The organism is Kineococcus rubinsiae (assembly GCF_011839805.1).
Lineage (GTDB): Bacteria > Actinomycetota > Actinomycetes > Actinomycetales > Kineococcaceae > Kineococcus > Kineococcus rubinsiae.
In genome coordinates this window covers 1-25,191 of sequence record NZ_VWPY01000009.1, presented here as the reverse complement: position 1 = coordinate 25,191, position 25,191 = coordinate 1, and the positions used below count along the sequence as shown (strand labels likewise).

The following is a 25,191-nucleotide window of genomic DNA, read 5'->3' as shown; positions in this document are numbered from 1 at the left end:
CGGCCCGGTGGGAGGCCGAACCTACCCGGCCGGTTGCGGGGCGACCGGGTCAGCGCAGCAGCGCGGTCGCACGGCTCGTCGCCCGCGCGGGGACGCCCGCGGCGAAGCGGCCGGGGACGAACGCCGCGAACGGCGGGAGGAGGGTCGCGGTCAGGACGACCTCCGCGGTCCGCCCGTCCGGGCTCCCGGTGGCCGGGTCGACCGCCACCCCGGCCACGCCGGGGTCGCTCCCGGCCAGGTAGGCCAGGACGCTCGCCCGCACCGAGGCGTCCGTGAGGGGGACGGCACCGTCCACGAGGCCGCCGCCGACCGCGTAATAGCGGCGCTCGTCGACGGCGTCGGCCGCGTCCGCCGCCGCCGCGTCGGCGACCGCGTAGAGCCGCTTGCGCTGCAGGTGGACCGCCGACGCGCTCACCACGACGAGGACGAGGAGGGTCGCGACCAGCGCGAACACCAGCGACAGCAGGGCGATCCGGCCGTCGTCGTCCGCTCCGGGACGGGCCGCCCGCGTCACGGGGTCCCCACCGCGGCGAACCGGTCGGCGACCGCGACGCGCCGTACGTCGACGTGCACGCTCGTCGGCACGGCGCGGGCGAGGAAGCCCGGGACCAGGGGCAGTGGGACGTCGACCGACACCGTCGCGGCGATCTCAGCGTCGGGCGTGCGGCACGGCGACGCCTCGCAGTCCAGGACGAGGGAACCCGGCGACGCGGGGAACCCCTGGTCGCCCAGGGCGAGGGCGACGTCGGCCTCGGCCCGCCGGGTCGCGAGGTCCTGCCCCGCCGTGGTCGCGAGGACCCGCGACGCCTCCCGCGCGCCGGCCTCCGCGGCGAACGTGGCCGCCTGCACCCGGCCCAGGCACAGCACGAGGTACAGCAGCGGCACGAGCAGCAGGACCCCGACGGCCAGGAACTCCACGGACGCGCTGCCCTCGTCGCGGTGGCGTCTCGCCCGCCGGGCGTCGGAGCTCGCTCCGTCCGGGTTCACGCCGTTTCCTGCAGCGCGTGGCCGCGGACGTCGAGCCCGCGGGCGGGGCCGAACAGCGCGACCAGGGGCAGCGGGGCCCGCACGCGCACCTCGACCACCGGGGCGCCCTCGACGTCGACGACGCGGGCCGTCACGTCGGCGGCGTAGCGCGGCGACAGCGAGGCGCTCAGCAGTTCCCGCGTGCGCTCAACCCCCGCGGCGGGGGAACCACCCGCCAGCGCTGCGGCGCGGGCCCCCTCTCCCGCGCAGTCCACGGCCGTCGAGCGCACGTGCAGCACCAGGCCGAGCTGCAGGACGGCGACGAACAGCAGCGACAGCAGCCCCGCCACGCCGGCGAACTCGGCGACGGCCGACCCCTCGTCGCCGGCCGCCCTCCGTCCGCTCCGGTCGTCGCGCGGCGCGCTCACAACTGCCCGACGACCGTGTCCATCGCCTGGGTGAACAGCGCCTCGAACCGCGGCCCCGCCACGGCCCACAGCCCTACGACGAGCCCGGCGGTCATGAGGGTGACGAGCACCCAGCCGGGGACGTCGCCCCGGTCCCCGCCGTCGAGGCGGCGGGCGCGCGCGCCGGCGGTGGCGTTGCGCAGGAACAGGTGCAGGGCGAGGACGCAGCGGTTCACGGGAGGTTCTCCTGGAGGTCGGGTCGGGTTCGGGGTTCGCGGGGGGACGGGTCTCGTCACGGGCCCACCTGCAGCACCGCGAGTCCGGGGAACACCGCGAACACCACGGTGACGGGCAGGACCACGAAGACGACCGGGACCATCATGAGGACCTCCTTGCGGCCGCCCGCCTCGAGCAGCCGGCGGCGGTCGTCCTCCCGCGCGTCCGCGGCCTGCGCGCGCAGCACGTCGGCGAGCGGGGTGCCGCGGTCGATGGCGACGGCCATGCCGTCGACGAACCGGCCCAGCTCGGGCACCTGGGTCCGGGCCGCCAACGCTTCGAGGGCGGTGACCACGCCGGTCCCGGTGCGGACGTCGGCGAGGGCGCGCCGCAGGTCGGCGCACAGCGCACCGTCTCCGGTCGCCACGCGCTCGAGGGCGGCGACGACGTTCTCCCCCGCCCCGACCGAGAGGGCCAGCAGTTCCGCCACGACGGGGAACTCCGCGAGCAGCTGCTGACGGCGGCGCCGCACCTGCACGCCCAGCAGGTGGTCGCGGGCGAGGGCGCCCGCAAGCGCGCCCGCCACCAGCAGGCCGAAGGCACCCAGGGGCGAGAAGGCCTGCCGCACCGCGAGGGCGGCGACCCCACCGCCGGCCGCCGCGGCCCCCGCCAGGGCCCACAGCACCTGCTCCGCGCGGAACTGCGGCACCTCCCGGTCGGGGTCGAGGACCTGCAGGCGCTGCCGCACCGCCGCGGAGGAACCCAGCCAGCCGCCGAGGGTGCCGGCCGCCGAGGCCAGGAGGCGCCGCGCCGCTCCCTCCGGCGCGGGGGGCGCGTCGGCGAGGTACGGCCCGACGCGGTCGGCGAGGTCGAGGCGGCGCCACCACGGCAGCCGCAGGAGGACCAGGAGGAGGCCGAGGCCGCCGACGAGGCCGAGACCCGCCCCGACGCCCGTCACGCGAACACCCGCCTGGGTTGCGGCAGCCGGGCCCAGTGCAGCATCAGCCGGTAGGCCAGCGCGGACGCGGCGCCGCCGCCGAGCAGGACGAACGCCCCGGTGGCCGTGGAGTACGCGTCCAGCGCCCCGGGGCGGCTCGCGAGCAGGGCCAGCACGATCCAGGGGGCGGCGACGGCGAGGCGCGCGGCGGAGACCGTCCAGCTCTGCCGCGCCAGGAGCTCCCCGCGGGTCCGCGCGTCCTCGCGCAGGTAGCCGGAGAGGGTGCGCAGCGTGCGGCCGAGGTCGCTGCCGCCGACCTGCCGGGTCATCCGCAGCGCGGCGGCCAGGCGGTCGAAGACGGGGTCCGCGAGCCGGCCCGCGAGCGCCCGCAGCTCCCCCTCGAAGTTCCCCGAGGCGCGGTAGCCCGCCGCGAAGACGGCGAACTCTGGGCGCAGGAGCTCCGGGCCGCGCTGGGCCAGCGCGCAGACCCCGTCCGGCAGCGACATCCCCGCGCGCACCGACGAGGCCAGCTGGTCCACGACGTCCGGCCACTGCGCGGAGCGGGCGCTCGTGCGCACGGCCGCGCGCCGGCGCAGCAGGGCGGCCGGAGCCCACGCCGCGGCCACCGCGGCGCAGAGCCCGAGGACCACCACCCCGCTCACCGCGGCCGTTGCGACGAAGGCGAGGAGCGCGAGGAGGACCGACGCGAGCGGCAGCACGACCGGCGGGACCGCCGGGAACCCCGCGTGCCGCAGCAGGTCCGCGACGCGGTGCCGGCGCTCGCGCACCGGGCGGGCGGGGCGCGGCCAGCACGACCACCAGACGCAGAACACGCCGCAGCCGAACACGGCGCCGACGACGGTGCCGCTCACGCCGCCGTCCCCAGCAGTCGGGTGAGGTCGGTCCCGGCGCGGGCGTAGCGCTCCCGGTGCGGCGGCCACCCGCTGCCGCGCACCAGCCGGGTCCCGCCCGCCTCGCGCCCGTAGACGCTCACGGTCTCGACGACGCCGCCCTCGACGCGGCCGGGCACGGCGAGCACCTCGGCCACGCGGCGGGTGCCGTCCGCGTCGAGGTCCACGTGCACCACCAGGTCGACCGACGACGCGACCGCCGGCACCACGAAGGCGCTCGTGACGTTGTCGCCCGCCAGCAGCGGCAGCGTGCAGAGCTTCGCGACGGCGTCGGCCGCGGAGTTCGCGTGGATAGTCGCCATCCCTGGCAGGCCGGAGTTCAGCGCGATGAGCAGGTCGAGGCTCTCCGCCTGGCGCACCTCCCCCACCACGAGGCGGTCGGGGCGCATCCGCAGCGCCTCCTTCACCAGGCGCCGCAACGGGATCTCGCCCGTGCCCTCGAGGTTCGGCTGCCGGCACTGCAGGGCCACCAGGTCGCGCGCCGGGGCCTGGATCTCGAAGACCTCCTCGCACGTGATGATCCGCTGCTGCGGCGGCACGGCCGCCAGCAGGCAGTTCAGGAGCGTCGTCTTCCCGGCCTGCGTCCCGCCGGAGACGAGCACGTTCAGCCCGGCGGCGACCGAGGCGGCGAGGAACGCGGCGGCGGGGGCGCTCAGCGAGCCGAGCCCGACGAGGTCCTCGAGGCGGCGGGCCCGCGCGACGAAGCGGCGCACGTTCACGGCCCAGTGCCGGCGGGTCACGTCCGGGATGACGACGTGCAGGCGCGAACCGTCGGGCAGCGAGGCGTCCACGAAGGGGCTGGAGAGGTCGACCCGCCGGCCGGTGGAGGCGAGCATGCGCTCGACCAGGTCCGCGACGGTCTCGGCGTCGAGGATCGTCGTCGTGAGCTCCGAGACCCCACCGCGCGCGACGAACACCTTGCCGGGTTCGTTGATCCAGATCTCCTCGACGTCCGGGTCGTCGAAGTAGCGCTGCAGCGGGCCGTAGCCCGACACGGCGGCGACCACCGCGCGGGTCACGGCGGCACGGTCGCGCAGGTCCGGCAGCGACCCGTCCAGCGAGCGGAGGTCGTAGTCGACGACCGCGCGGTCCACCAGGGCGCGGACCTCGGCCTCCGAACCCCGGGAGCGGCCCGCGGAGATCCGGCGGCGCAGCTCCTCGCGCACGTCCGCCTCGACCAGCCGTGCGGCGTCCACCGCGCCACCTCCCCCGCTGCCCGACGTCCGTCCGCGGACGGACGTCCCCGGGGGCAGCGACGCTAGGGGGAGCGGAGGCCTCGGCGTTCGGGTGATGTGGACAACTCCGTCAGGCCCCACCTGGGGACCCCGCGGCGCCGGACCGACCTCGCGGACGAGCCGGCCTGTGGACGGACGAGCCTGTGGACGAGCGCTCCGTGCGTCAGCTCCGCCCTGCCAGCCTGCGCGGGTGCTGCTCCGCCTGACCGTCGTCGTCGACTCCCCCGTCGACGTCGAGCTCGACGTCGCCCCGGGAACCCCGCTGCGCGACGTCCGGGCGGAGATCGAGGCGATCACGGGGCCGTGGGCGGCCGTGCCCCGCGTGGGCGGTGTCGCCGTCGCGGACACGGCTGCGCTCGGCCTCCCACCGCTGCTGCGGGGCGCCGTCCTGCACGTGGGCGTGGGCGCTTCCACGCCCGCGGTGGCCCCCGCGCCCACCGTGCGCGTCCACGTCGCGGGCGGTCCCGACGCCGGCGCGCACCTCGACCTGCCGCTCGGCGAGCACCTCGTCGGCCGGCGCGCCGGCGCCGCGGGGGGCACGGCCCTGGCCGACCCGGCTCTCTCCCGCGAGCACGCCACCCTCCGGCTCGACGGGGCCGGCGGGCACCACGTGCGCGACCTCGGGTCGACCAACGGCACCGCGCTCCTGGGCGGTGGCGCCCGGACGGCCGTGGCCACGGGAGTCGACGTCGCGCCCGGGCAGCGGCTGGCGGTGGGCGACTCGGTGCTGCACGTCGACCCGCTCCCGCCGCAGCCGGCCGCCGTGCGCGCCGACGGCGCCGGTCACCTCCTGCTGAACCGCTCGCCGCGGCTGCGTCCCGAGCTCCCCGTGCAGCGGCTGCCGTGGCCCGGCACGGACCCGCCGCGCGCGCCGTCGCGCCTGCCCGTGCTGGCCCTGCTCGTCCCCCTCGCCGTCGCGGGCGTCCTCGCCGTGCTGTGGAAGCCGCTGTCGCTGCTGCTCGGCCTCGCGACCCCCGTGCTGGTCCTGGGGCAGTGGTGGAGCGAGCGGCGCCGCACGGGCGACGACGAGGCCCGGCGGCGGGCCGCGGAGGCGGCCGGGCGCGACGACGTCCTGCGGCGGCACCGCGCCGCGCTGACGACCGAGCACGCGCGGCGGCACGAGGACGCGCCCGACCCGGCGGCGCTGCTCGCCGAGGTCGTCCAGCGCGGGACGCGCGTCTTCGAGCGCGGTCCCGGGGACCCCGACCACCTCGTGCTCCGGGTCGGTCTCGGGGAGGTCGAGGCCACGAGCAGCCGCGTCGAAGGCCAGCCGCCGGGCAGCGTCACCGCCGAGACCACCGGCGACGCGCCACCGGGTGCGCGCCTCGACGACGTCCCCCTCGTGGTCCGTCTCCGCGAGGTCGGCGTCCTGGGCCTCGCCGGCCCCCGCCCCGCGGTCCTCGCCGGCGCCCGGGCCGTGCTCGCGCAGGTCGCCGCGTGGCAGTCCCCGCAGACGACGTCCGTCGCGGTGGTCTGCTCGACGAGCGGGTCCGCGGCCTGGACGTGGGCGACCTGGTTGCCGCACACGAGGACGGTCGAGGGCGTTCCCGCCGTCGCAGGTCGCGAGGACGCACCGCGGCTGCTGGGCGCGCTCGTGCGAGAGCTGCGTGGACGCGTCGCGGACCGACCCGGCGCACCGGCACGGCACGTCGTCCTCGTCGTGGACGGGGCGCACGCGCTGCGCGGCCTGCCCGAGCTCGCCGAGCTGCTGCGCGACGGTCCCGCAGCGGGGATCCACACCGTCTGCCTCGACGCGACGCACAGCCGCCTGCCGGCCGAGTGCGGGGCCGTCCTCCTCCACGGGCGGGACGGCGCGGCGGACGCCGTGCTCCTCGACGCGGGCGGCGAGCACCCGCTGCGCCCCGACGGGACGGGGGCGGCGTGGGCCGAGGACGTGGCGCGCGCCCTGGCCCCCCTCCGCGACGCCACCCCGGTGCCCGGGGGCGCCGACCTGCCGGGGAGCTGCCGGCTCCTCGACCTGCTGCCGGCGGCCGCGACGGACGCCGCGGCGCTCGCGGCGGCGTGGGCGGAAAGCGGGTCCGCGACCCGGGCCGTGCTGGGCCGCGCCGGCAGCGGTCCCTGCGTCGTGGACCTGGCCACCGACGGCCCGCACACCCTCGTCGCGGGCACGACCGGCTCGGGCAAGTCGGTGCTCCTGCAGGCGCTCGTCGTGAGCCTCGCCGCGGGCGCCCCGCCGGACGCGCTGCAGCTCGTGCTCGTGGACTACAAGGGCGGTGCGGCCTTCGCGGGCTGCGCCGGGCTCCCCCACGTCGCCGGGCTCGTCACCGACCTCGACGACCAGCTCGCGGCGCGCGCGCTGCGCAGCCTGCAGGCGGAGGTGCGGCGGCGCGAGGCCGTCCTGCGGCGGGCCGGGGCGCCCGACGTCGCCGGGCTGTCCGCGGCGGAGGCGTCGCGCCTCGGCCTGCCGCGCCTGGTGGTGGTCGTGGACGAGTTCCGGGTGCTGGCCGAGGAGCTGCCCGACTTCGTCGCCGGGCTGGTGCGGCTGGCGGTCGTCGGGCGCTCGCTGGGCATCCACCTCGTCCTGGCGACCCAGCGACCCTCGGGGGTGGTGAGTCCGGAGATCCGCGCGAACACGAACCTGCGGATCGCGCTGCGGGTGCAGGACCGCGCCGACGCCGAGGACGTCGTGGGCGACCCCGCTCCGGCGCGCTTCAGCGACCGCGTGCCCGGGCGGGCCGCCCTGCGGCGCGGCACGTCCGGTCTCGAGACGTTCCAGGCGGCCACGCTGAGCTGGACGCGGCTTCGGACCGGTCCGCGGGTGCGCCGGGTCGGGTCCGGCGCCGCGCGGCCGCACGGACCCGCCCCCGTCGACGACCTGCCGGGCCTGCTCGCCACGATCGACGACGCCGCTCGTCGCCGAGGCCGGCCCGCGCCGCCGCGCCCGTGGTGGCCCGCCCTGCCGTCGTCCGTGGCGAGCCGCGACCTCGTGGGAGTTCCGGCGGACGTCGCGTCACCCCGCGACCCCGGCGCCGTGCTGACCTGGGGCCTGCGCGACCTGCCTGACGAGCAGCGTCGTGCCCGCGCGGCTTGGGACCTCGCCGCCGGCGGCCACCTCCTCGTCGTCGGCACGGTGCGCAGCGGCCGCAGCACCGTGCTGCGCACCCTCGCCGCGGCCGCGGCGGAGGTCTCCGAGGTCCATGTCCTCGACGGCGGCGGGACGCTGGGTGACCTGGCCCGGTACCCGCACGTGGGGTCCGTCGTCGGGCGCGGGGAGCTGTGGCGGGCGGGGCGGCTGCTGACCCGGCTGCAGGAGGAGGTGGACCGCCGCCGGACGGCCTTCGCCCGCACGGGCGCCGGGGACCTGGCCGAGCAGCGGGCCCGCGCCGCTGCGGGGGCCGCCGGCGACGCCGCCGAGCCGTACCTGGTGCTGCTCGTGGACGGCTGGGACGGGTGGGCCGCCGCGCTGGCGCAGGTGGACCTGGGCGCGGGAGTGGATGCGCTGCAACGGCTCCTGCGCGAGGGGTCCGCCGCCGGCGTGCGCGTCGTCCTGACGGGCGACCGGGGCCTGCTCACGTCGCCGGTCGCCGCGGCCGCCGCGGACGTCCTCCTGCTGCGGCTGGCCGACCGCGCCGACGCGGCCCTGCTCGGCCTGCGCGCCCGCGACGTGCCGCGGCAGGCACCTGCGGGGCGCGGCCTGCTGGTGCGCGACGGCGTCGCTCAGGAGGTGCAGGTCGCCCTGCCCACACCGGGAGCCGCGAGCCCGCCCACCGAGCGACCCGGCCCGCCGCGCACCTGGCGGGCCCGCGTGGACCCCCTGCCCGACGCCGTCGCCCTCGCCGGCCTCACGGCGGACCCCGCGGGCGTCCTGGTGCCCCTCGGAGTCGGCGGCGACGACGCGACCGAGGTGGGGCTGCCGGTGGACGGGACCGTGGTCGTCGCCGGGCCGCCCGGCAGCGGACGCAGCACCGCGCTGCGCACCCTCGCCCTCGGTCTGCGCGGGCGGGCCGTCCTCGTGACGGCGGATCCCGCTGCGCGACAGGGGCTCGGCGTGCCGGTGCTGGGCCCGGGCGACGGCGCGGACCTCGCGCAGCGGCTCGGCGCCGAGCCCGGCACGGTGGTGCTGGTCGACGACGTCCTGCGGCTCCTGGACACCCCGGTCGAGGAGGTCCTGCTCCGTCGCGCGGCCACGGGTGCGGCACTGCGGATCGTCGCGAGCGCCGACGGGACGGAGCTGGCGGGCAGCTTCCGCGGGCTGCCCGCCGCCCTGCGCAGCGCCCGCACCGTCCTGCTGCTGGGACGTGGCGGCACGGTCCCGGCGGACCTGCTGGGCCGTCGCCCGGTCCTGTCGCCCGCCCCCGGGCCGGGAGCGGGGTTCCTGGTCGTCGACGGCACCTGGACGGCGGTCCGGGTCGCGGCGCCCGCACCCCTCGGCTGAGGACCCCGGCGCCCCTACCGTGGACGCATGTCCTCCACGGCACCGACTCCTCCCCCGCCGTCGTCCACGCCGTCGTCCACGCCACCCGCGACGACGCCGACGTTCCGGCTGCGCACGGCCGGTCCCGGAGACGGCGCGGTCATCGCCGCGCTGGTGCGCGAGCTCGCGGCCTACGAGGAGGAGCCGGACGCGGCCACCGCGACCGCCGGGGACTTCGACCGCGCCCTCGCAGGCGGCACCGGGGTGGGCTGCCTGCTCGCCGAGGTGGACACCCCCACCGGTCCGGAGGTGGCGGGGATGGCGTTGTGGTACACCACCTTCTCGACGTGGCAGGGGCGGGCGGGGATGTGGCTGGAGGACCTCTTCGTCCGCCCCGAGCACCGTCGCCTCGGCATCGGCCGGGCCTTCTTCGCCGAGATGGGCCGGCTGTGCCACGAGCGCGGGTTCGGGAGGCTCGAGTGGTGGGTGCTGGACTGGAACACCTCGGCGCACGCCTTCTACCGCTCGCTGGGCGCGGCCCCGCAGGACGAGTGGACGGTGTGGCGCCTCGACGGCGCCGGGTTGGCGGACCTGACCACCATGTGACCCACCGTCACGCGCGGGGGACGCTCCGCGTCTGCCAAGCTGCTCACAGCACGACGGACGCCCCACCACCACCACCGGCCCGGACCTGCCGGAGCACCCGAGAGGACCCTCACGTGTCGACCCCCCTCGCCCACGGAACCGCGCACGCCGAGGCCGGTACCGACCTGGTGGAGCTGCGCGTCCCGGCCGACCCGGCCTACCTCACCGTGGTGCGCACCGCGAGCGCCGGACTGGCCGCCCGGCTCGACCTCACGCTCGACGAGATCGAGGACCTGCGGATCGCGGTGGACGAGGCCTGCACGCTGCTGCTGGACCCGGCCGCGACCGACCAGGACCTCGTCGCCACCTTCCGCCTCGGCGAGGGCAGCCTGGAGGTCGAGGTCCGCGGGCCGGCCCGGGAGCTGCCCGAGCGCTCGAGCTTCGCGTGGGCCGTCCTGGAGGCCCTGGTCGGCGAGGTCTTCACGGGCACGTCCACCGAGGGCGCGTGGATCGTGCTGCGCCACACCCGCACCGCCGGGACGACGACGGGATCCGCCGCGGGGGTCCGGTGAACGCCGACGCGCCGACGACGCGCACGGCGTCCGACGGCGACGGCCCCGGCGGGCGCCCGGCGCGCCCCGGCGAGCAGCAGCAGGGCGGTCCGGGCGAGGAGCGGGTCGCGGAGCGCACCTCCCCGCCGGCGGCACGGCCCGCGCCCGACGACGACCCGGCCCCGCTGCTGGCGCGCCTGGCCAGCCTGCCGGAGGGCTCCCCCGACCGCCGCGCGCTGCGCGACGAGCTGGTCCACCGCCACCTCCCCCTGGCCGAGCACCTAGCGGCGCGCTTCCTGGGCCGCGGGGAACCGCACGACGACCTGGTGCAGGTCGCCACGATCGGGCTGCTGAAGGCCGTCGACCGCTTCGACCCGGAGCGCGGCGTGCCGTTCGGCGCCTACGCCGTCCCGACGATGCTCGGGGAGATCAAGCGGCACTTCCGCGACCGCGGCTGGGCGATGCGCGTGCCGCGGCGCTGGCAGGAGGCGGGACGCAGCCTCGCCGACGCCCGCGAGGCGCTGACGCACGAGCTGGGCCGGGCCCCGACCGTCGCGGAGCTGGCGGCCCGCACGGGCCGCGAGGCCGACGAGGTCGTGGAGGTCCTGGAGTCGGCGAACGCCTACACGACGCTGCCGCTGGACACCGGGTCCCCCACGTCGCCGGTGGCGTCGCTGGGCAGCCTGGACGACCGGCTGCTCAACGTCGAGAACCGCGAGGCGCTGCGCCCGCTGCTGGTCTCGCTGGCCCCCCGCGAGCGCCGCATCCTCGCGCTCCGCTTCGTGCGCGGCATGTCGCAGGCGCAGATCGCGGCGGAGGTGGGCATCTCGCAGATGCACGTCTCCCGGTTGCTGGCGCGGACGCTCGCCGAGCTGCGCGAGGCCCTGGGCGAGGAGGACGGCTGACCCGCTGCGCCCCGGCGGTTCAGCAGGAGGTGCCGGTCCAGCGGAGCTGCCGGGTCAGCGGGAGGTCGCGGCGGCGACCGGCCGCAGGAACAGCCCGACGAGCACGAGGACGGGCGGCAGGCCGATCAGCACGCCGAGCCAGGCGCTGCCGCCGCTGAAGGCGGGCAGCCCGGCGGCGAGCTGGAGCAGCTGCCACACGATGACCGGTGAGCGCGACCACGCCGCCCCGCGCAGCAGGCCCCGGGCGCAGAGGGCCAGCCCGGCGGCGAGCAGGAGGGCGACCGCGGCGAGGGCGCCGGCGGCCACCGGGTCGACGGCCTCCTTCCCCGCGAGGAGCCCCTCGACCTCGTAGGCGGCGGCGGCGACCAGGGTCAGGGACTCCAGCGCGACGAGCGCGGCGACGGCGACCAGCAGTGGCGGGCGGTGGCCGGAGGCCTCAGGCTTGGACGGCACGGGAGCACGGTACGACCACCACGACAGGCTGTCCCCCGACTGGGGGTCAGCTCCGGGATTGCCGGGAGGGGTCCTGCGTGTTACGACCATGTGACGAACCCGACACGATCTCCCCACGACCTAGCGCGGCCCACCCCTTGTGGGACGCGCTTGAGAGTGTGACCCTGGGTTCGACGCGATCCCCGACGCACGTCAGCCCCAGGAACAGCTTCCTCGTCCTGGGGACGTGCGTCCCGGCACCGCCGGCGCAGCCGGTGCTCAGGGATCAGTGTGGCAGCCCGTCCCCGCGGGTCTGTCACGCGCACTGAGACCGCTACCGCTAGAAGGAGTGAACACCCCATGGACTGGCGCCACCGATCCGCCTGCCTCGACGAAGACCCCGAGCTGTTCTTCCCCATCGGGAACACCGGGCCGGCCATCCTCCAGATCGAGGAGGCCAAGGCTGTCTGCCGTCGCTGCGACGTGGTCGACTCCTGCCTCAAGTGGGCGCTGGAGACCGGCCAGGACGCCGGCGTCTGGGGCGGCATGTCGGAAGACGAGCGCCGCGCCCTCAAGCGCCGCGCTGCCCGCGCCCGCCGCGCGAGCTGACGCAGCACCTCGAGGTCCGTTGCGGGGCAGCAGCTCCGCGACGACCTCTCCTCGCACCCCCCGCGGGTGCGGGCTCCACCGCACGACCTGATCGCCCCGTCCGCTCCCGCGGCTCGGGGCGATCGGCACGTCCGGGCACCTCTCGTCCCGACCAGGCGCGCCCGTCGCGGTCGGCACGGCTCAGGGCGTCCGGACGCTGCCGATGGACGCGGGTCCCCGGCGCACCCGCAGGTCCAGGCGGACCTCCGTTCCCCCCGTGGAGCTGGCGCCGAAGTCCATCCGACCGCGCAGCTCCCCGGCCACCAGCGAGCGCACGATCTGCGTCCCGAGCCCCGAGCTGCCGGCCTGGAAGTCGTCGGGCAGGCCGACACCGTCGTCGCTGACGACGACCTCCAACCGGTCCTCCTCGGGGTGCTCGACCCGCACGACCACGGTGCCGGCGCGGCCGCCGCCGAAGCCGTGCTCGACGGCGTTGGTCACGAGCTCGGTGAGCACCAGTGCTAGCGCCGTGGCGTCCTCCTGGCGCAGCTCCCCGAACTTGCCCTCGCGCACCGTGCGCACGCGCTCGGAGTTCGCCATCGCGACCTCGGCCGCGAGCATCAGGCACCGGTCGAGCACCTGGTCGAAGTCGACGTGCTCGTCGATGCCCTGCGACAGCGTCTCGTGCACCAGGGCGATGGTCGCGACCCGGCGCATGGCCTCCTGCAGGGCGGAGCGGCCCTCGGGCGACTCGATCCGGCGGGCCTGCAGGCGCAGCAGCGCCGCGACGGTCTGCAGGTTGTTCTTCACCCGGTGGTGGACCTCGCGGATCGTGGCGTCCTTCGTCATGAGCTCGCGCTCGCGACGGCGCAGCTCCGAGACGTCGCGGACCAGCAGCAGCGCCGCCACCCGCACCGGCGGGCCGCCCGCCTCGCGGCGCGTCAGCGGGATCGCCCGCATCGACAGCGTCGCGGCGTCCGTCTCCAGGTCCGTGCGCCACGGCGCCCGGCCGGTGACGACCAGCGGCAGCGACTCGTCCACGGGCAGGTGGCTGGCCGCGAGGCTCGAGGACACCTCCGCGAGGTTCGCCCCGACCAGCTCCCCGATGAGCCCGGCGCGGTGGAAGGCCGACAGCGCGTTGGGGCTGGCGTAGGTGACGACGCCGTCCGCGTCCAGGCGCAGCATCCCGTCGCCCACGCGGGGCGCCCCGCGGCGGGGACCGGTGGGCGCGGAGACCTGGGGGAAGTCACCGGCCGCGATCATCCGGGTCAGGTCGTCGGCGCACTTGACGTAGTTGAGCTCCAGCCGGCTCGGCGTCCGCGACGTGGCCAGGTTGGTGTGGCGGGCCAGGACGCCGAGCACGACGCCCTCGCGCACCACGGGAATCGTCTCCTCGCGCACGGGGACGTCGTCGTCCCACTCCGGGTCGCGTCCGCGCAGGCTGCGCGCCTCGTCGAAGGTGGTGTCGACCTGCGCGCGCCGGCCCCGCTCCAGGACGGCCCCGACGACGTCGTCGTAGTGCACGGTCGGGCCCGTGGTGGGCCGGCAGTGCGCCACGGCCACGAAGTGCTGGCGGTCGTGGGACGGCACCCACAGCACGAGGTCGGCGAAGGACAGGTCGGAGATGAGCTGCCAGTCGCCCACCAGCAGGCGCAGCCACTCCGCCTCGGGCGCACCCGTGCGGGTCTCCGAGTGCAGCAGGTCAGCCATGGTGGGCACCTGCAGAGACTACGGGCCGGGCCGCGGGACGGGACGCCCGCCCGCGTCGGGCCGCGGAGCCGCCCGGCGGGGACTCCGGACGGGCGGCCCGGAGCGGGTGACAAGATCCCCCGCATGTCCTGGGCCGCGCAGCGGGACCGCCGTCGGCGGCGGCCCGCCGCACGCCCGGGCGGCGCCTGAGATGGCCCGCCGGCTGTTCGTCGGGGTCGACGTGGGCACGTCGGTCGTCAAGGCCGTCGCGCTGGACGAGCGCGGCCGCGAGGTGGGCGTGCGGTCCGACCGCGTGCCGCTGGAGCGTCCGCGGCCGCAGCACGCCGAGCAGGACACGGGAGCGGTCGTGGCGGCCGTGGCCTCGGTCCTTCGGCAGCTGACGTCCGCCGTCGACGGCGAGGTCGCCCTGGTGTCCGTGACCGGGCAGGGCGACGGCTGCTGGCTCGTGGACGCGGACGGGCGTCCCGTGGCGCCGGGCATCACGTGGATGGACGGCCGCTCCGCCGCCGTCGTGCGGCGCTGGCAGGAGGACGGCACGGCGGACCGCCTCGCCCGGTCCACGGGCACGTCCGTCTTCCCCGGCGTCCAGGCGTGCCTGCTCGCGTGGCTCGACGAGCACGACCCGGGCACGCTCGACCGCGCCACGACCGCCGCCTACGCCAAGGACGTGGTGTTCCAGGCCCTCACGGGTGAGCGCTGCACCGACGTCTCGGACGCGTCCGCGGTCTTCGGGCGCCCTCCCGGGGACGGCACGGAGGACGGCGCGACGGACGGGCTCGCGACGGGGTACGACCCCCGGCTGCTGCGGCTGTGCGGCCTGGAGCACCGGGCCGGTCTCCTGGCCCCCGTGACGGCCCCGGTGCCGTGCGCGAGCTCCGGTCCCGCTGCGGCGCAGCGCTTCGGTCTGCCGTCCGGCACGCCGGTGACGGCGGGCCCGTTCGACATCCCCGCCTGCGAGGTCGGCGCGGGCCTCGTGCGGCCCGGCGACGCGGTCCTGGTGCTCGGCACGGCCCTGGCGTGCTCGGGGCCGGCGCGGGTGGCCGCGGGCGCCGCGCTCGACCGCGGCGGGATGCTGGTGCGCACCCCCACGCCGCAGGGCTGGTCGCGGATGCTGCCCGCCATGGTCGGCACCCCGACGCTGGACTGGGCGCTGCAGCTGCTGCGCCTCGGCCACGAGGACCTGGACCCGCTGCTGCGGCAGTCGGCCGGCGGCAGCGGCGGGGTGCGCGTCCTTCCCCACCTGTCACCGTCGGGCGAGCGCGCGCCCTTCGTCGACACCGCCGCCACCGGTCAGCTGCTGGGGGTGTCGCTCACCACGACACCCGCCGACGTCCTGCGCGCGGTGTGCGAGAGCCTCGCGCACACGGCCCGGCAGTGCCTGGAGGCCCTGGGCGCCACGGGCGAGGTGGTCGTGTGCGGCGGCGGGGTCCGCAGCCGCACGTGGCTGCAGATCATCGCCAGCACGCTGGGCCGGCCGCTGCGGATCGCCTCGACCGCCCAGGTCGGGGCGCGCGGCGCGGTGCTCGCCGGGCTGGCCGCCTCCGGAGCGGGCGCGGACGTCGACGCGGCCGCGTGGCCGCTGCTCGGCGAGACCGTCGACCCGGTCCCGGAGCTCGCCCGCCGGGCCGACGAGTCGCACGCGCTGTTCCTCGCCGACCAGGCGGAGGCCCGCTCGCGCTGGCGGCGCGAGCGCGGGGACGGCTGAGCCGCACGGCACCCCCGCCGCGCGCCGTCAGCCGTTGCGCAGCACCGTCCGCAGCACCCGGAGGCCGACCGAGAGGGAGGCGAGGTCCGCGCGGTCGGACGCCTCGATCTCCTGCATCGTGGAGCGGGCCCGGCGCACCGCCGGGCCGTGCGCCTCCTCCCACGCGGCGACGGCGGCCGCCGCGTCCCAGGGCGTCGTGGCGCCGGCGTCCGCGACGTGCGCGTGCACGGCCGCGGTGAGGTCGCGCAGCGCCGAGTACAGGTCGTCGCGCAGCGCGGCGCGGGCCAGGGCCTGCCAGCGGTCGGTGCGCTCCAGCCGCGAGATGCTCGTGAGCAGCGAGTCGATGCCGTAGCGCTCGGAGATCGTGAACCACGTCGCGGCCACGTCGGCCGGGGCGCGCCCGCTGGCGGCCGCGACCTCCGCGACGTCGAGCAGCGGGTAGACCGACAGCAGCGCCGCGGTGCGCAGCGCCTCCTCGGCCCCGACGCCCTGCGCCTCGTACTCGGCGGCCTCGCGCAGCACGACCTCGCGGTCGACCCCCACGGCCAGCTCCGGGACCCGCGGCGCGAGCTCGGCGACCACGGCGGCGAACCGCTCGACCTCGGTGGGCACGTCGATGCCCTCGGGCCGCGCGTGCAGGAACCACCGCACCCCGCGGTCCAGGAGGCGCTGGTGCTGCTGGCGCACCCCCGACTGGACCTCGGCCGGGACGCGGCCGTCGAGGGCCTCCACCGCGGCGGCCCGCTCGGGCAGGCCGAACACCGCGAGGGTGACGGCGAACGCGCGCACGACGTCGGCGAGGTCGCTTCCGGTCTCCTCCGCGGCGCGGAACGCGAACGTCAGCCCGCCGACGCCGACGACGTGGTTCACGACGACGGTGGTGGCGATCTCGCGGCGCAGCGGGTGCTCGACGAAGTTGTCCCCGAAGCGCTCGGCGAGCTCCGCCGGGAAGTAGCTGCGCAGCGTCTGCGCCATCCACAGCTCGTCGGGCAGGCCGCTGGCGAGCAGGGCCGCCCCGAGCGAGATCTTGGCGTAGGCGGCGAGGACGGAGAGCTCCGGCATCGTGAGCCCGCGCCCGTCGCGGGCCCGGCGGTCCAGCTCCGCCGACGACGGCAGCGCCTCGAGCCGGCGGTCCAGCTGGCCGGAGGCCTGCAGCGCCTCGAGGAAGCGCCGGTGCGCGGGCAGCAGGCCCGTGGCGAACGTCCCCTCCACCGACAGCAGGACGTTCTGCTCGTAGTTGTCCCGCAGGACGTGGCGGCCGACCTCGTCGGTCATCCGCAGCAGCGTCGCGTCGCGGTCGGCGGCGTCGAGGTGGCCCTGCGAGACGAGGTGGTCCAGGAGGATCTTGATGTTGACCTCGTGGTCGCTGCAGTCCACGCCCGCCGAGTTGTCGATGGCGTCGGTGTTCAGCTTCACGCCCGCGAACGCGGCCTCGATGCGCCCGCGCTGGGTGAGGCCCAGGTTCCCGCCCTCGCCGACGACGCGGACGCGCAGTTCCCCGCCGTCGATGCGCACCGGGTCGTTCGCCTTGTCCCCGACGTCCGCGTGCGACTCGGTCGAGGCCTTGACGTAGGTCCCGATCCCGCCGTTCCAGAACAGGTCGACCGGGGCGCGCAGGATCGCCTGGACGAGGTCGACGGGGCTGAGGCTCGTGGGCCCCGGCAACCCGAGCCGCTGCGCCACCGGCGCACTGACGGGGATCGCCTTCGCCGTGCGCGGGTACACGCCGCCGCCCGCGGAGATGAGCGAGGCGTCGTAGTCGTTCCAGGACGAGCGCGGCAGGCCGAACAACCGCAGCCGCTCGGCGTGCGCCGCAACGGGTTCGGGGTCCGGGTCGAGGAACACGTGCCGGTGGTCGAAGGCGGCGACGAGGCGGATCTGCTGCGAGAGCAGCATCCCGTTGCCGAACACGTCGCCGCTCATGTCGCCGACGCCGACGACCGTGGTCGCCTCCGTCTGCACGTCGTGGCCGAGTTCCCGGAAGTGCCGCCGCACGCTCTCCCACGCCCCGCGGGCCGTGATGCCCATGGCCTTGTGGTCGTAGCCGACAGAACCCCCGGACGCGAACGCGTCGCCGAGCCAGAACCCCCGGGAGACGGCGATCTCGTTGGCGATGTCGGAGAACGTCGCGGTGCCCTTGTCGGCGGCGACGACGAGGTAGGAGTCGTCGCCGTCGTAGCGCACCACGTCCTTCGGCGGCACCGTGACCTGCCGGCCGCCCTCGGTGCGCAGGTCGTCGGTGACGTCGAGCAGGCCCGAGATGAACGTGCGGTAGCTCGCGATCCCCTCGGCCCACCACGCGTCGCGGTCCACGGCCGGGTCCGGCAGCCGCTTGGCGACGAAACCCCCCTTGGCGCCCGTCGGCACGATGACGGCGTTCTTCACGATCTGCGCCTTCACCAGCCCGAGCACCTCGGTGCGGAAGTCCTCGCGCCGGTCCGACCAGCGCAGCCCGCCGCGGGCCACCTCGCCGTAGCGCAGGTGCACGCCCTCCACGCGCGGGGAGTAGACCCAGACCTCGGCGTGGGGCGCCGGGTCCGGCATCCCCGCCACGCCGCGCGGGTCGAGCTTGAACGACAGGTACGGGTGCGGGCGGCCCGCGGCGTCCTTCTGGTAGGCGTTGGTGCGCCGCACCGCCAGCACCACGGACAGCAGCGCCCGCAGGATGCGGTCGGCGTCCAGGCCCTCGACGGCGTCGAGCGCGCCCCGGGTCTCCTCGACGAGCGCGTCGACGGTCTCCGCGCGCTCCGTCTCGTGCCCGGCGCGGGTCGGGGCGAAGCGGGCCTCGAAGAGCCGGACGAGCAGCCGGGTCAGGGCGACGTTCGCGAGCAGGCAGCCGGAGACGTAGTCGACGGAGTAGGCGAGCCCGACCTGGCGCAGGTAGCGCGTCAGCGCGCGCAGCACGGCGACCTGGCGCCACGTGAGCTGCCCGGCGAGCACGAGGCGGGCGAGGCTGTCGCTCTCCGCGTCCTGCGTCCACGCGGCCGCGAACGCCTCGGAGAAGCGGTCGCGCGCGGCGGCCGGGTCGGCGTCGAGGTGCCACACGTCGACGGGCAGCCGCAGGCCGACGTCGTAGATCCAGACGCGCCGGCCGTCCTCGCGCTCGACGACGTGCGGGCGCTCGTCGGTCACCTCCACGCCGAGGTCGGCCAGCACGGGCAGGACGGCGCTCAGCGTCACGGGGCTCGTGCGGTACGACGCCAGCCGCCACGTGCGGGCCTCGCCGTCCGGGGCGTCGCGCAGGGCGAGGACCGGGGGCGGGTCGGCGGACGGGTCGCCGGAGGCGTCGACCTGGGCCAGCAGCTGCTCGACGCGGACCAGGTCGCCCACGGCGACCTCGGCCGGGACGTCGGCGCGGTAGCTGCCGGGGACGCCGCGGGTCCAGCGGCGGGCCAGGGCCGCGCCCGCGTCGGCACCGAGCTGGTCGCGCGCGGCGTCGAGGAGGTCGTCGTCCCAGCTGCGGACGGCGTCGGCGACCCGGGCCTCCAGCTCGGCGGCGTCGACGTCGGTGAGCTCCTCGCCGGGTCGTGCGCGGACGACGACGTGCAGCCGGGCGAGGACGCTCTCCGTCACCGCGAGCGTGCTCTCGGCGGAACCGCCGTCGAACGCGTCGCGCAGCAGCGCCTCGACGCCCGCGCCGACCCGCGTCGAGTAGCGGTCGCGGGGCAGGAACACGAGGCAGGACATGAAGCGGCGGTAGGCGTCCTGGCGCAGGAACAGCCGGGTGCGACGCCGTTCCTGCAGGCGCAGGACGGCCATCGCGGTGTCGAGGATCGAGTCCACGCCGGCCTGCAGCAGCTCGTCGCGCGGGAACCACTCGAGGATGCTGAGCAGGTCCTTGGCGGAGTGCCCGCTCGAGCCGAAACCGGCGCGCCGCAGCACCTCCGCCACCTTCTCGGCGACGACGGGGACCCGCCGCACGCTCTCGGTGTAGGCGTTGGACGTGAACAGCCCGAGGAAGCGCCGCTCCCCCGTGACGCGGCCGGACGCGTCGAACGTCTTGACGCCGACGTAGTCCAGGAACGAGGGGCGGTGCACGGTGGCGCGGGCGTTGGCCTTGGTCACGAGCAGGACCTGCGGTTCGCTCGCCTTCTCCCGCACGGGACCTGAGAGCCGCCGCAGCCGCCCGGACGTCCGGCCGGGGCGCTCGGCGAGGACGCCGAGACCCGTGTCGGGACGCGCCGCGAGCACGACGTCGTCGCCGTCGGCCTGCAGGTCGTACTCCCGGTAGCCCAGGAACGTGAAGCGGTCGTCGGCCATCCAGCGCAGGAACCGCTCCGCCGTGCGCAGCTCGTCGTCGCCCACGCCCGCCGGCGGGTCGACCTGCAGCTCGTCGGCGATCTGCAGGGCCTTGGCGCGCATGGGCTGCCAGCCGCGCACGGCCGCGCGCACGTCCTCCAGCACCGAGGAGAGCTCCGCGACCAGGGCCTCGAGGACCTCCGGGCCGCCGTCGCGGTCCACCTCGATGCGGATCCACGACTCGGCGAGGTCGCTCGGGGCGGCGGTGTCGACGTCGTGCAGGTCGAGCAGCACCCCGTCGTCGGTGCGCCGCGCCGCCAGCCGCGGGTGCACCAGGAGGTGGATGGCGTGCCCACCGCGGGTGAGCGCCGCGGTCAGGCTGTCCACGAGGAAGGGCATGTCGTCGGTGACGACCTCGAGCGTCGAGCGGCTCGCCCCGGCCCCGGAGGCCTCGCCCTCGACACCCCGCACGAGGGTCGTGCCCGGCCGGCGCCGGCTCCCCGCGACGACGTGGGAGGCCACCGCCTGCGCGAGGTCACCCGGATCGCGGTCGGCCAGGTCCTCGACGGCGGTGTGCGAGAAGTAGTCGAGCAGCAGGCGCTCCGCGGCCGTGTCGGGCTGCAGCGCGTCGGGCAGCTCCTGCGCCCAGCCGGCTCCGCGCGCAGCGCTCGCCGAGCGCATGAGGGGTCGAACTTCGGACGCGGACGTCGGCATCGTTGGCTCCGGGAGTGGCGGGGCGGTTGCCGTCCCGACACTAGCCCGTCCGCGGTCCTGCACCGGGGGACGCGGAGGGGCCGCGGTCCTAGGGTTGGCGCCGTGCCGCCCTCCCGCCCCTCCGCCGACGACGCCATCGCGGACGACGCCGCGTCCCGGCTGCGCGAGGACCTGCTGGACGCGGGCGACGCGGTGGCCGGCACGCACGCCGACGCGCGCCGGCCCGGCACCGCGGACGCGCTCGTCGACCTGCGGGTGGACGCGCAGCGGGCGCTGGCCGCGCTGGCCGACCGGCTGCCCGTCCCGGGGCGTCCGGGGTGAGCGTGGTCGACCTGCGCGGCAGCGCGGGAGGGGACGCGGCGGGCCTCGGCGCCCTGGCGGCGGCCCTGCAGACGGCGGCGCGGACGGCCGAGCGGGCGGCGGAGGCCGCCGGACCGCTGGCCGTCGACGAGGCCTTCGCCGCCGACGCGCGCGACATCGCGGCGGCGCTGCGCACGGCGGCCGGCGCCCTGCTGGACGCGGTGGACGACGTCCGGCACCTCGCGGCGACGTCAGCCGGCCGGGACCCCGCGGCGGCCGACGCCGTGGAGGCGACCCTGGCCGAGCGGCTGCGCGAGCCGCTGGGGAGACTGGCGGGCGCGCTCACCGCGCGCTGACGCACAGGGAGGACCAGCAGTGCAGATCCACGAGGAGTCGCAGTACACGGCCACGCCGCAGGAGCTCTTCGCGGTGATGAGCGACCCGGAGTTCGCGAAGGCGCGCGCCACGGCGTCCGGGGCGCTCGAGCAGAGCTCTGACGTGACGGAGGTCGACGGCACGGCGCGCATGGTCAGCAGCCGCACGATCAGCACCGGGCCGATGCCGGACGCGGCCCGCCGCTTCGTGGGCGCCACGGTCGTCGTCGAGCAGGTCGAGCAGTGGTCGGCGCCCGCCTCGGACGGCAGCCGCAACGGCACCGCGGTCCTCACCGTGCGGGGGGTGCCGGTGACGTTCGAGGGGACGATGACGTTGCGCCCCACCGCGACCGGTTGCACCCACGTCCTCGACGGTCAGCTCCGGGCGAAGGTCCCGCTGATGGGGTCGACGATCGAGAAGGCGCTCGGCCCGATCGTCACCTCGATGGTGCGCTCGGAGGCCGAGCTGGGCCGGACCTGGCTCGCCCGCGGCTGAGGCGCCGCGGGCGAGCCCGGTCGGGGACGGTCGGGTCGGCGGGGGGTCAGCCGCCGACCGCGATGAGCAGCGACAGCTCGCTCTGGTCGTACCAGAGCAGGTCGTGGCCCTCGACGGACTCGACGGTGAACCGCGCGTCCTCGTCGCCCGCGTCCGCGGCCGGCAGTGCGGCGATCGCGGCCCGCACGTCGGCCTCGGCCTCCTCGGCGTCGACGTGGACGCTGACGAGCTGGCTGAGCAGGAGGCCGCCGGCGAGCTCGACGCGCGAGCGGCCGGGCCCCGACCACGCCCCCCGCTCCGGTGCCGGACCCGACGGGTCCGGCACGTCCAGCGCCAGGACGACGCGCCGCGCCGACCCGCCCGCCGCGGCCAGGAGCCGCAGGGACTCCTCGGCCGCGTCGGTCATGGCGATGAACTCGAGCTCCTCCTCGAGGTCGCGCGGGTCCGCGTCGGCGAAGTAGTCGCGCAGCGCGGGCGTCACCGCGTGCGCGAGCACCGGACCGCTCGCGAGGACGTCACCCTCGAGCGCCGAGAGAGCGCCGAGGGTCGTCGGCCAGTACACGCGCACGATCGGTCCCCCTGCTCAGTTGGCCGGATCGGCGGGGTCGGCGGGGTCCGCCGGGTCGGCGGGATCCGCCGGGTCGGCGGGATCCGCCGGGTCAGCGGGATCCGCCGGGTCGACGGGGTCTGCCGGGTCCGCGTCGTCGGACTCGTCGTCGTCGGACTCGTCGTCGTCGGACTCGTCGTCGTCGGACTCGTCGTCGTCGGACTCGTCGTCGTCGGACTCGTCGTCCTCCTGGGGAGGCTCGACGCGCGAGGCGTCGGCAGCGGGTGCCTCGGGCTCGTCGTCGAAGCCGTCCTCGTCGAGCTCGAGGACCATGCCGTCGAGCTCCTCGAGCCGCTCCATGGCGTCGGTCTCACCCTCGGGGTCGGCGTCGGCCGCCCGCTCGAGCCAGGTGCGCGCCTCGTCGAGGCGGCCCACGGACTCCAGCGCGTCGGCGTAGGCGTACCAGAGGCGCGCGCGCCACGGCGCACGGCTGTCGGTGTGCAGCTGCGGGACCTGGAGGGCGACGACGGCGGCCTCGTGCTGGCCGAGGTCGTGCCGGGCGCCGGCGGCGACGATGAGCATCTCCACGCGGCCGGCCTCGTCGAGGCGGCGGGCCTCAGGCGACCCGGCGAGGTCGAGCGCCCGCTCGGGACGACCGAGACCGCGCTCGCTGTCCGCCATGAGCGGGAGGTAGCTGTCGTCACCCGTCATGCGCCGCGCGGTGCGGAGCTCGCCGAGGGCCTCCTGGAAGTGACCCGCGCGGTAGGCGGAGATCGCCGCCGCCTCGCGCACCGCGGCGACGCGGCCACCGCGACGCTGAGCTGCGAGGGCGTGCTGCCACGCGGCCTCGGGGTCGACGTCGACGAGCCGACCGCTCATGACGAGGTGCCGCGCCACGACGTTGGCGTTCTCCGGGGTCAGGCCCTGCAGCGCACGGCGGACGTCCGGCGCGAGCTCGCGACCGGTGACGTCCTCGGGCAGCTCGGGACCGACGGGACGGTCGACGCGGTGCCGGGGGGCGCGGTCCTCGCGCCGGTCGGCACCACCGCTCCGCTCCCACGGACGCGCGGTGCTCGCACGAGGGCGGTCGCCGCCGCGAGCGTGCTCGCCGGACGGACGGTCCGAGCGGGGACGGTCGGAACCGCCGCGGTTCTCCCACGGGCGGTCCGTGCGGGGACGGTCGCTGGAAGGACGGTCGGTACGCGGACGGTCGGACCCCCCGCGGTTCTCCCAAGGACGGTCACTGCGCGCCGGACGGTCGCTCGAGGAACGGTCGGTACGCGGACGGTCGGACGCCCCGCGGTTCTCCCAGGGACGGTCCGTGCGCGGACGGTCGTTGGAGGGACGGTCAGTGCGCGGACGGTCGGAACCCCCGCGGTTCTCCCACGGGCGATCCGTGCGGGGACGGTCACTGGACGGACGGTCACTGCGGGGACGGTCCGACCCGCTGCGGTTCTCCCACGGACGGTCGCTGCGCACCGGGCGGTCGCTGGACGGACGGTCCGTACGCGGCCGGTCGGAACCACCGCGGTTCTCCCACGGACGGTCCGTACGGGGACGGTCGCTGGACGGACGGTCCGTGCGCGGACGGTCCGATCCGCTGCGGTTCTCCCACGGACGGTCGCTGCGCGCGGGACGGTCGCTGGACGGACGGTCCGTACGCGGGCGGTCGGAACCACCGCGGTTCTCCCACGGACGGTCCGTACGGGGACGGTCGCTGGACGGACGGTCCGTGCGCGGACGGTCCGATCCGCTGCCGTTCTCCCACGGACGGTCGCTGCGCGCGGGACGGTCGTTGGAGGGACGGTCGGTACGCGGGCGGTCGGAACCGCCGCGGTTCTCCCACGGGCGATCCGTGCGGGGACGGTCGCTGGACGGACGGTCCGTACGAGGGCGGTCAGACCCACCGCGGTTCTCCCACGGACGGTCGCTGCGCGCGGGACGGTCGCTGGAGGGACGGTCGGTGCGGGGACGCTCGGAACCCCCACGGTTCTCCCACGGTCGGTCCGTGCGGGGACGGTCGCTGGAGGGACGGTCGGTGCGCGGAGCACCGGAGGGTCGACCACCACCGCCGTCACGGGACGGCCAGCCGCGCTGACCCCCCTGCGCGCGGTCATCGCGGCCGCCGGTCGAGGGACGCGAGGCACCCGAGCGGGAGCCCTGGTAACCGCCGGAGCGCTGACCGTCCCGCTCGTTGAACGCTCGGCCGGCGACAGCGGAGTCGTTGCGACGGGGGGGCCGGCCACCGGCCGCATCACGCGTGGCACCGCTGAGGCGACCGTCACTCCCGGCACCCGACGAGCGGGTGGCGCTGTCGGTGCGCTCGCGCCAGGGCGCGGGGGACGCGGGCCGGTCGCTGCGACCGTCGCGCTGCAGGGCTCGGTCCGCGGACTCGCGGCGGGGACCACCGCTGTAGGGGCGGCCCGAAGGACTGTCACGACGAGGAGCGGAGCCGCCGGCCCCGCGAGAGGCGCCACTGCTCGATCCACCACGGGAGTCGTTGCCGCGGAAGCGGTTCGGTCCGCCGCGCGCACCCGACCCCTGGTCGTTGCGGTTGCGGTCTTGCCCGTCTCGTTCAGCCATGTCGTACTCCCGTCACCCCTGCCGGCATGCCGGAGGAGATCCTCGTCGTCACTGTTCAGATGAGGGCACCGCGCGCTGGAGCGCCGGCGGCACCGAGGGCTCGATGAGCCCGGATACGACAGTGGGGAGCCGTTCTCTTCGTAGAGAAGAGATCGACTCCCCACCATCACGTTGAGCGGTCCGGCGGCGTCCTACTCTCCCACTCAGTCTCCCGAGCAGTACCATCGGCGCTGGCAGGCTTAGCTTCCGGGTTCGGAATGAGACCGGGCGTTTCCCCACCGCTATGACCACCGGACCACAAACACCAGGATCCGACCACCACACCCCCACACCAACCACTCTCACGAGGGGTCGTGCTTGGGGTGGGTTCGGTTGTATCCCGAGAACCGCACAGTGGACGCGAACAACAGTTGAT

21 protein-coding genes and 1 rRNA gene are annotated in these 25,191 nt (G+C 76.7%); 9 read left to right on the top strand and 13 right to left on the bottom strand.

Annotated features, from left to right (window positions below; genetic code table 11):
• Positions 1-49: 49 nt before the first annotated feature.
• From F1544_RS07355 to F1544_RS07325, 7 genes are read right to left on the bottom strand one after another with little or no spacing between them, the layout of a single operon-like run.
• Positions 50-514 carry a hypothetical protein gene (locus tag F1544_RS07355; RefSeq protein WP_167583794.1) on the bottom strand — a complete coding sequence of 155 codons (465 nt, stop codon included), beginning with the start codon at positions 512-514 and terminating at the stop codon, positions 50-52.
• A complete protein-coding gene (locus tag F1544_RS07350) occupies positions 511-987 on the bottom strand; it encodes a pilus assembly protein (RefSeq protein WP_167583792.1) in 477 nt (158 codons plus the stop codon). Before F1544_RS07350 ends, F1544_RS07355 begins: the two co-directional genes overlap by 4 nt.
• Entirely contained in the window at positions 984-1,394 is a 411-nt protein-coding gene (locus F1544_RS07345) for a TadE family protein (RefSeq protein ID WP_167583790.1), read from the bottom strand. The genes F1544_RS07350 and F1544_RS07345 overlap by 4 nt, the downstream gene beginning before the upstream one ends.
• Positions 1,391-1,609, bottom strand: a complete 219-nt coding sequence (locus F1544_RS07340) for a hypothetical protein (RefSeq protein ID WP_308469927.1) — start codon at positions 1,607-1,609, stop codon at positions 1,391-1,393. The genes F1544_RS07345 and F1544_RS07340 overlap by 4 nt, the downstream gene beginning before the upstream one ends.
• 56 nt (positions 1,610-1,665) lie before the next feature.
• Positions 1,666-2,547, bottom strand: a complete 882-nt coding sequence (locus tag F1544_RS26225; protein WP_167583788.1) for a type II secretion system F family protein — start codon at positions 2,545-2,547, stop codon at positions 1,666-1,668.
• Positions 2,544-3,398 carry a type II secretion system F family protein gene (locus F1544_RS26220; RefSeq protein ID WP_167583786.1) on the bottom strand — a complete coding sequence of 285 codons (855 nt, stop codon included), beginning with the start codon at positions 3,396-3,398 and terminating at the stop codon, positions 2,544-2,546. The genes F1544_RS26225 and F1544_RS26220 overlap by 4 nt, the downstream gene beginning before the upstream one ends.
• On the bottom strand, positions 3,395-4,633 hold the full coding sequence (locus F1544_RS07325) for a TadA family conjugal transfer-associated ATPase (RefSeq protein WP_167583785.1): 1,239 nt from the start codon (positions 4,631-4,633) through the stop codon (positions 3,395-3,397). Before F1544_RS07325 ends, F1544_RS26220 begins: the two co-directional genes overlap by 4 nt.
• 229 nt (positions 4,634-4,862) lie before the next feature.
• Between F1544_RS07325 and F1544_RS07320 the strand changes: the two genes are divergently transcribed.
• The 4 genes from F1544_RS07320 to F1544_RS07310 all read left to right on the top strand — a co-directional run bounded on the left by F1544_RS07320 (position 4,863) and on the right by F1544_RS07310 (position 11,088).
• On the top strand, positions 4,863-9,068 hold the full coding sequence (locus tag F1544_RS07320; RefSeq protein WP_167583783.1) for an FtsK/SpoIIIE domain-containing protein: 4,206 nt from the start codon (positions 4,863-4,865) through the stop codon (positions 9,066-9,068).
• A gap of 27 nt (positions 9,069-9,095) precedes the next feature.
• Positions 9,096-9,653 (top strand): GNAT family N-acetyltransferase, encoded by a 558-nt coding sequence (locus F1544_RS07315; RefSeq protein WP_167583781.1) that lies wholly within the window; start codon positions 9,096-9,098, stop codon positions 9,651-9,653.
• A gap of 113 nt (positions 9,654-9,766) precedes the next feature.
• Positions 9,767-10,204: an ATP-binding protein gene (locus F1544_RS23400; RefSeq protein WP_208971446.1), complete on the top strand. Its 438-nt coding sequence runs from the start codon at positions 9,767-9,769 to the stop codon at positions 10,202-10,204.
• Positions 10,201-11,088 carry a SigB/SigF/SigG family RNA polymerase sigma factor gene (locus F1544_RS07310; protein ID WP_308469926.1) on the top strand — a complete coding sequence of 296 codons (888 nt, stop codon included), beginning with the start codon at positions 10,201-10,203 and terminating at the stop codon, positions 11,086-11,088. Before F1544_RS23400 ends, F1544_RS07310 begins: the two co-directional genes overlap by 4 nt.
• Before the next feature lie 54 nt (positions 11,089-11,142).
• Here the strand turns inward: F1544_RS07310 and F1544_RS07305 are convergent, their stop codons facing one another.
• The gene (locus tag F1544_RS07305; RefSeq protein WP_167583779.1) at positions 11,143-11,541 is read right to left on the bottom strand and encodes a hypothetical protein; all 399 of its coding nucleotides are present in this window, start codon (positions 11,539-11,541) and stop codon (positions 11,143-11,145) included.
• 339 nt (positions 11,542-11,880) lie between these two features.
• Between F1544_RS07305 and F1544_RS07300 the strand changes: the two genes are divergently transcribed.
• Positions 11,881-12,129, top strand: a complete 249-nt coding sequence (locus F1544_RS07300; protein WP_167583777.1) for a WhiB family transcriptional regulator — start codon at positions 11,881-11,883, stop codon at positions 12,127-12,129.
• Between the two features lie 180 nt (positions 12,130-12,309).
• Here the strand turns inward: F1544_RS07300 and F1544_RS07295 are convergent, their stop codons facing one another.
• Complete coding sequence (locus F1544_RS07295) at positions 12,310-13,818, bottom strand: sensor histidine kinase (protein WP_167583920.1); 1,509 nt, start codon at positions 13,816-13,818, stop codon at positions 12,310-12,312.
• A 190-nt stretch (positions 13,819-14,008) separates the two neighbouring features.
• Between F1544_RS07295 and F1544_RS07290 the strand changes: the two genes are divergently transcribed.
• Positions 14,009-15,523 carry an FGGY family carbohydrate kinase gene (locus tag F1544_RS07290; protein WP_167583775.1) on the top strand — a complete coding sequence of 505 codons (1,515 nt, stop codon included), beginning with the start codon at positions 14,009-14,011 and terminating at the stop codon, positions 15,521-15,523.
• A gap of 27 nt (positions 15,524-15,550) precedes the next feature.
• Here F1544_RS07290 and F1544_RS07285 read toward each other — a convergent pair whose 3' ends face one another.
• Complete coding sequence (locus tag F1544_RS07285) at positions 15,551-20,476, bottom strand: NAD-glutamate dehydrogenase (RefSeq protein WP_167583773.1); 4,926 nt, start codon at positions 20,474-20,476, stop codon at positions 15,551-15,553.
• A 102-nt stretch (positions 20,477-20,578) separates the two neighbouring features.
• Here F1544_RS07285 and F1544_RS07280 point away from each other — a divergent pair, with 102 nt between their 5' ends.
• Genes F1544_RS07280 through F1544_RS07270 form a run of 3 tightly spaced genes read left to right on the top strand, consistent with a single transcriptional unit; the run spans position 20,579 to position 21,646 of the window.
• On the top strand, positions 20,579-20,797 hold the full coding sequence (locus F1544_RS07280) for a hypothetical protein (RefSeq protein WP_167583771.1): 219 nt from the start codon (positions 20,579-20,581) through the stop codon (positions 20,795-20,797).
• Positions 20,794-21,132: a hypothetical protein gene (locus tag F1544_RS07275; protein WP_167583769.1), complete on the top strand. Its 339-nt coding sequence runs from the start codon at positions 20,794-20,796 to the stop codon at positions 21,130-21,132. The genes F1544_RS07280 and F1544_RS07275 overlap by 4 nt, the downstream gene beginning before the upstream one ends.
• Before the next feature lie 19 nt (positions 21,133-21,151).
• The gene (locus tag F1544_RS07270; protein ID WP_167583767.1) at positions 21,152-21,646 is read left to right on the top strand and encodes a DUF2505 domain-containing protein; all 495 of its coding nucleotides are present in this window, start codon (positions 21,152-21,154) and stop codon (positions 21,644-21,646) included.
• A 46-nt stretch (positions 21,647-21,692) separates the two neighbouring features.
• Here F1544_RS07270 and F1544_RS07265 read toward each other — a convergent pair whose 3' ends face one another.
• The 3 genes from F1544_RS07265 to rrf form a co-directional block, all read right to left on the bottom strand.
• Complete coding sequence (locus F1544_RS07265) at positions 21,693-22,214, bottom strand: DUF6912 family protein (RefSeq protein WP_167583765.1); 522 nt, start codon at positions 22,212-22,214, stop codon at positions 21,693-21,695.
• A gap of 15 nt (positions 22,215-22,229) precedes the next feature.
• Positions 22,230-23,090, bottom strand: coding sequence for a tetratricopeptide repeat protein (locus tag F1544_RS07260; protein WP_167583763.1), 861 nt, complete (start codon positions 23,088-23,090; stop codon positions 22,230-22,232).
• Positions 23,091-24,954: 1,864 nt separating this feature from the next.
• Positions 24,955-25,071, bottom strand: a 5S ribosomal RNA gene (gene rrf, locus F1544_RS07255).
• Positions 25,072-25,191: the final 120 nt, after the last annotated feature.

Excerpts from the sequence above, each read along its gene's own strand:
- F1544_RS07285 (WP_167583773.1), bottom strand. The coding sequence starts at position 20,476 with ATGCCGACGTCCGCGTCCGAAGTTCGACCCCTCATGCGCTCGGCGAGC.
- F1544_RS07315 (WP_167583781.1), top strand. The coding sequence starts at position 9,096 with ATGTCCTCCACGGCACCGACTCCTCCCCCGCCGTCGTCCACGCCGTCG.
- F1544_RS07295 (WP_167583920.1), bottom strand. The coding sequence starts at position 13,818 with ATGGCTGACCTGCTGCACTCGGAGACCCGCACGGGTGCGCCCGAGGCG.
- F1544_RS07300 (WP_167583777.1), top strand. The coding sequence starts at position 11,881 with ATGGACTGGCGCCACCGATCCGCCTGCCTCGACGAAGACCCCGAGCTG.
- F1544_RS07290 (WP_167583775.1), top strand. The coding sequence starts at position 14,009 with ATGGCCCGCCGGCTGTTCGTCGGGGTCGACGTGGGCACGTCGGTCGTC.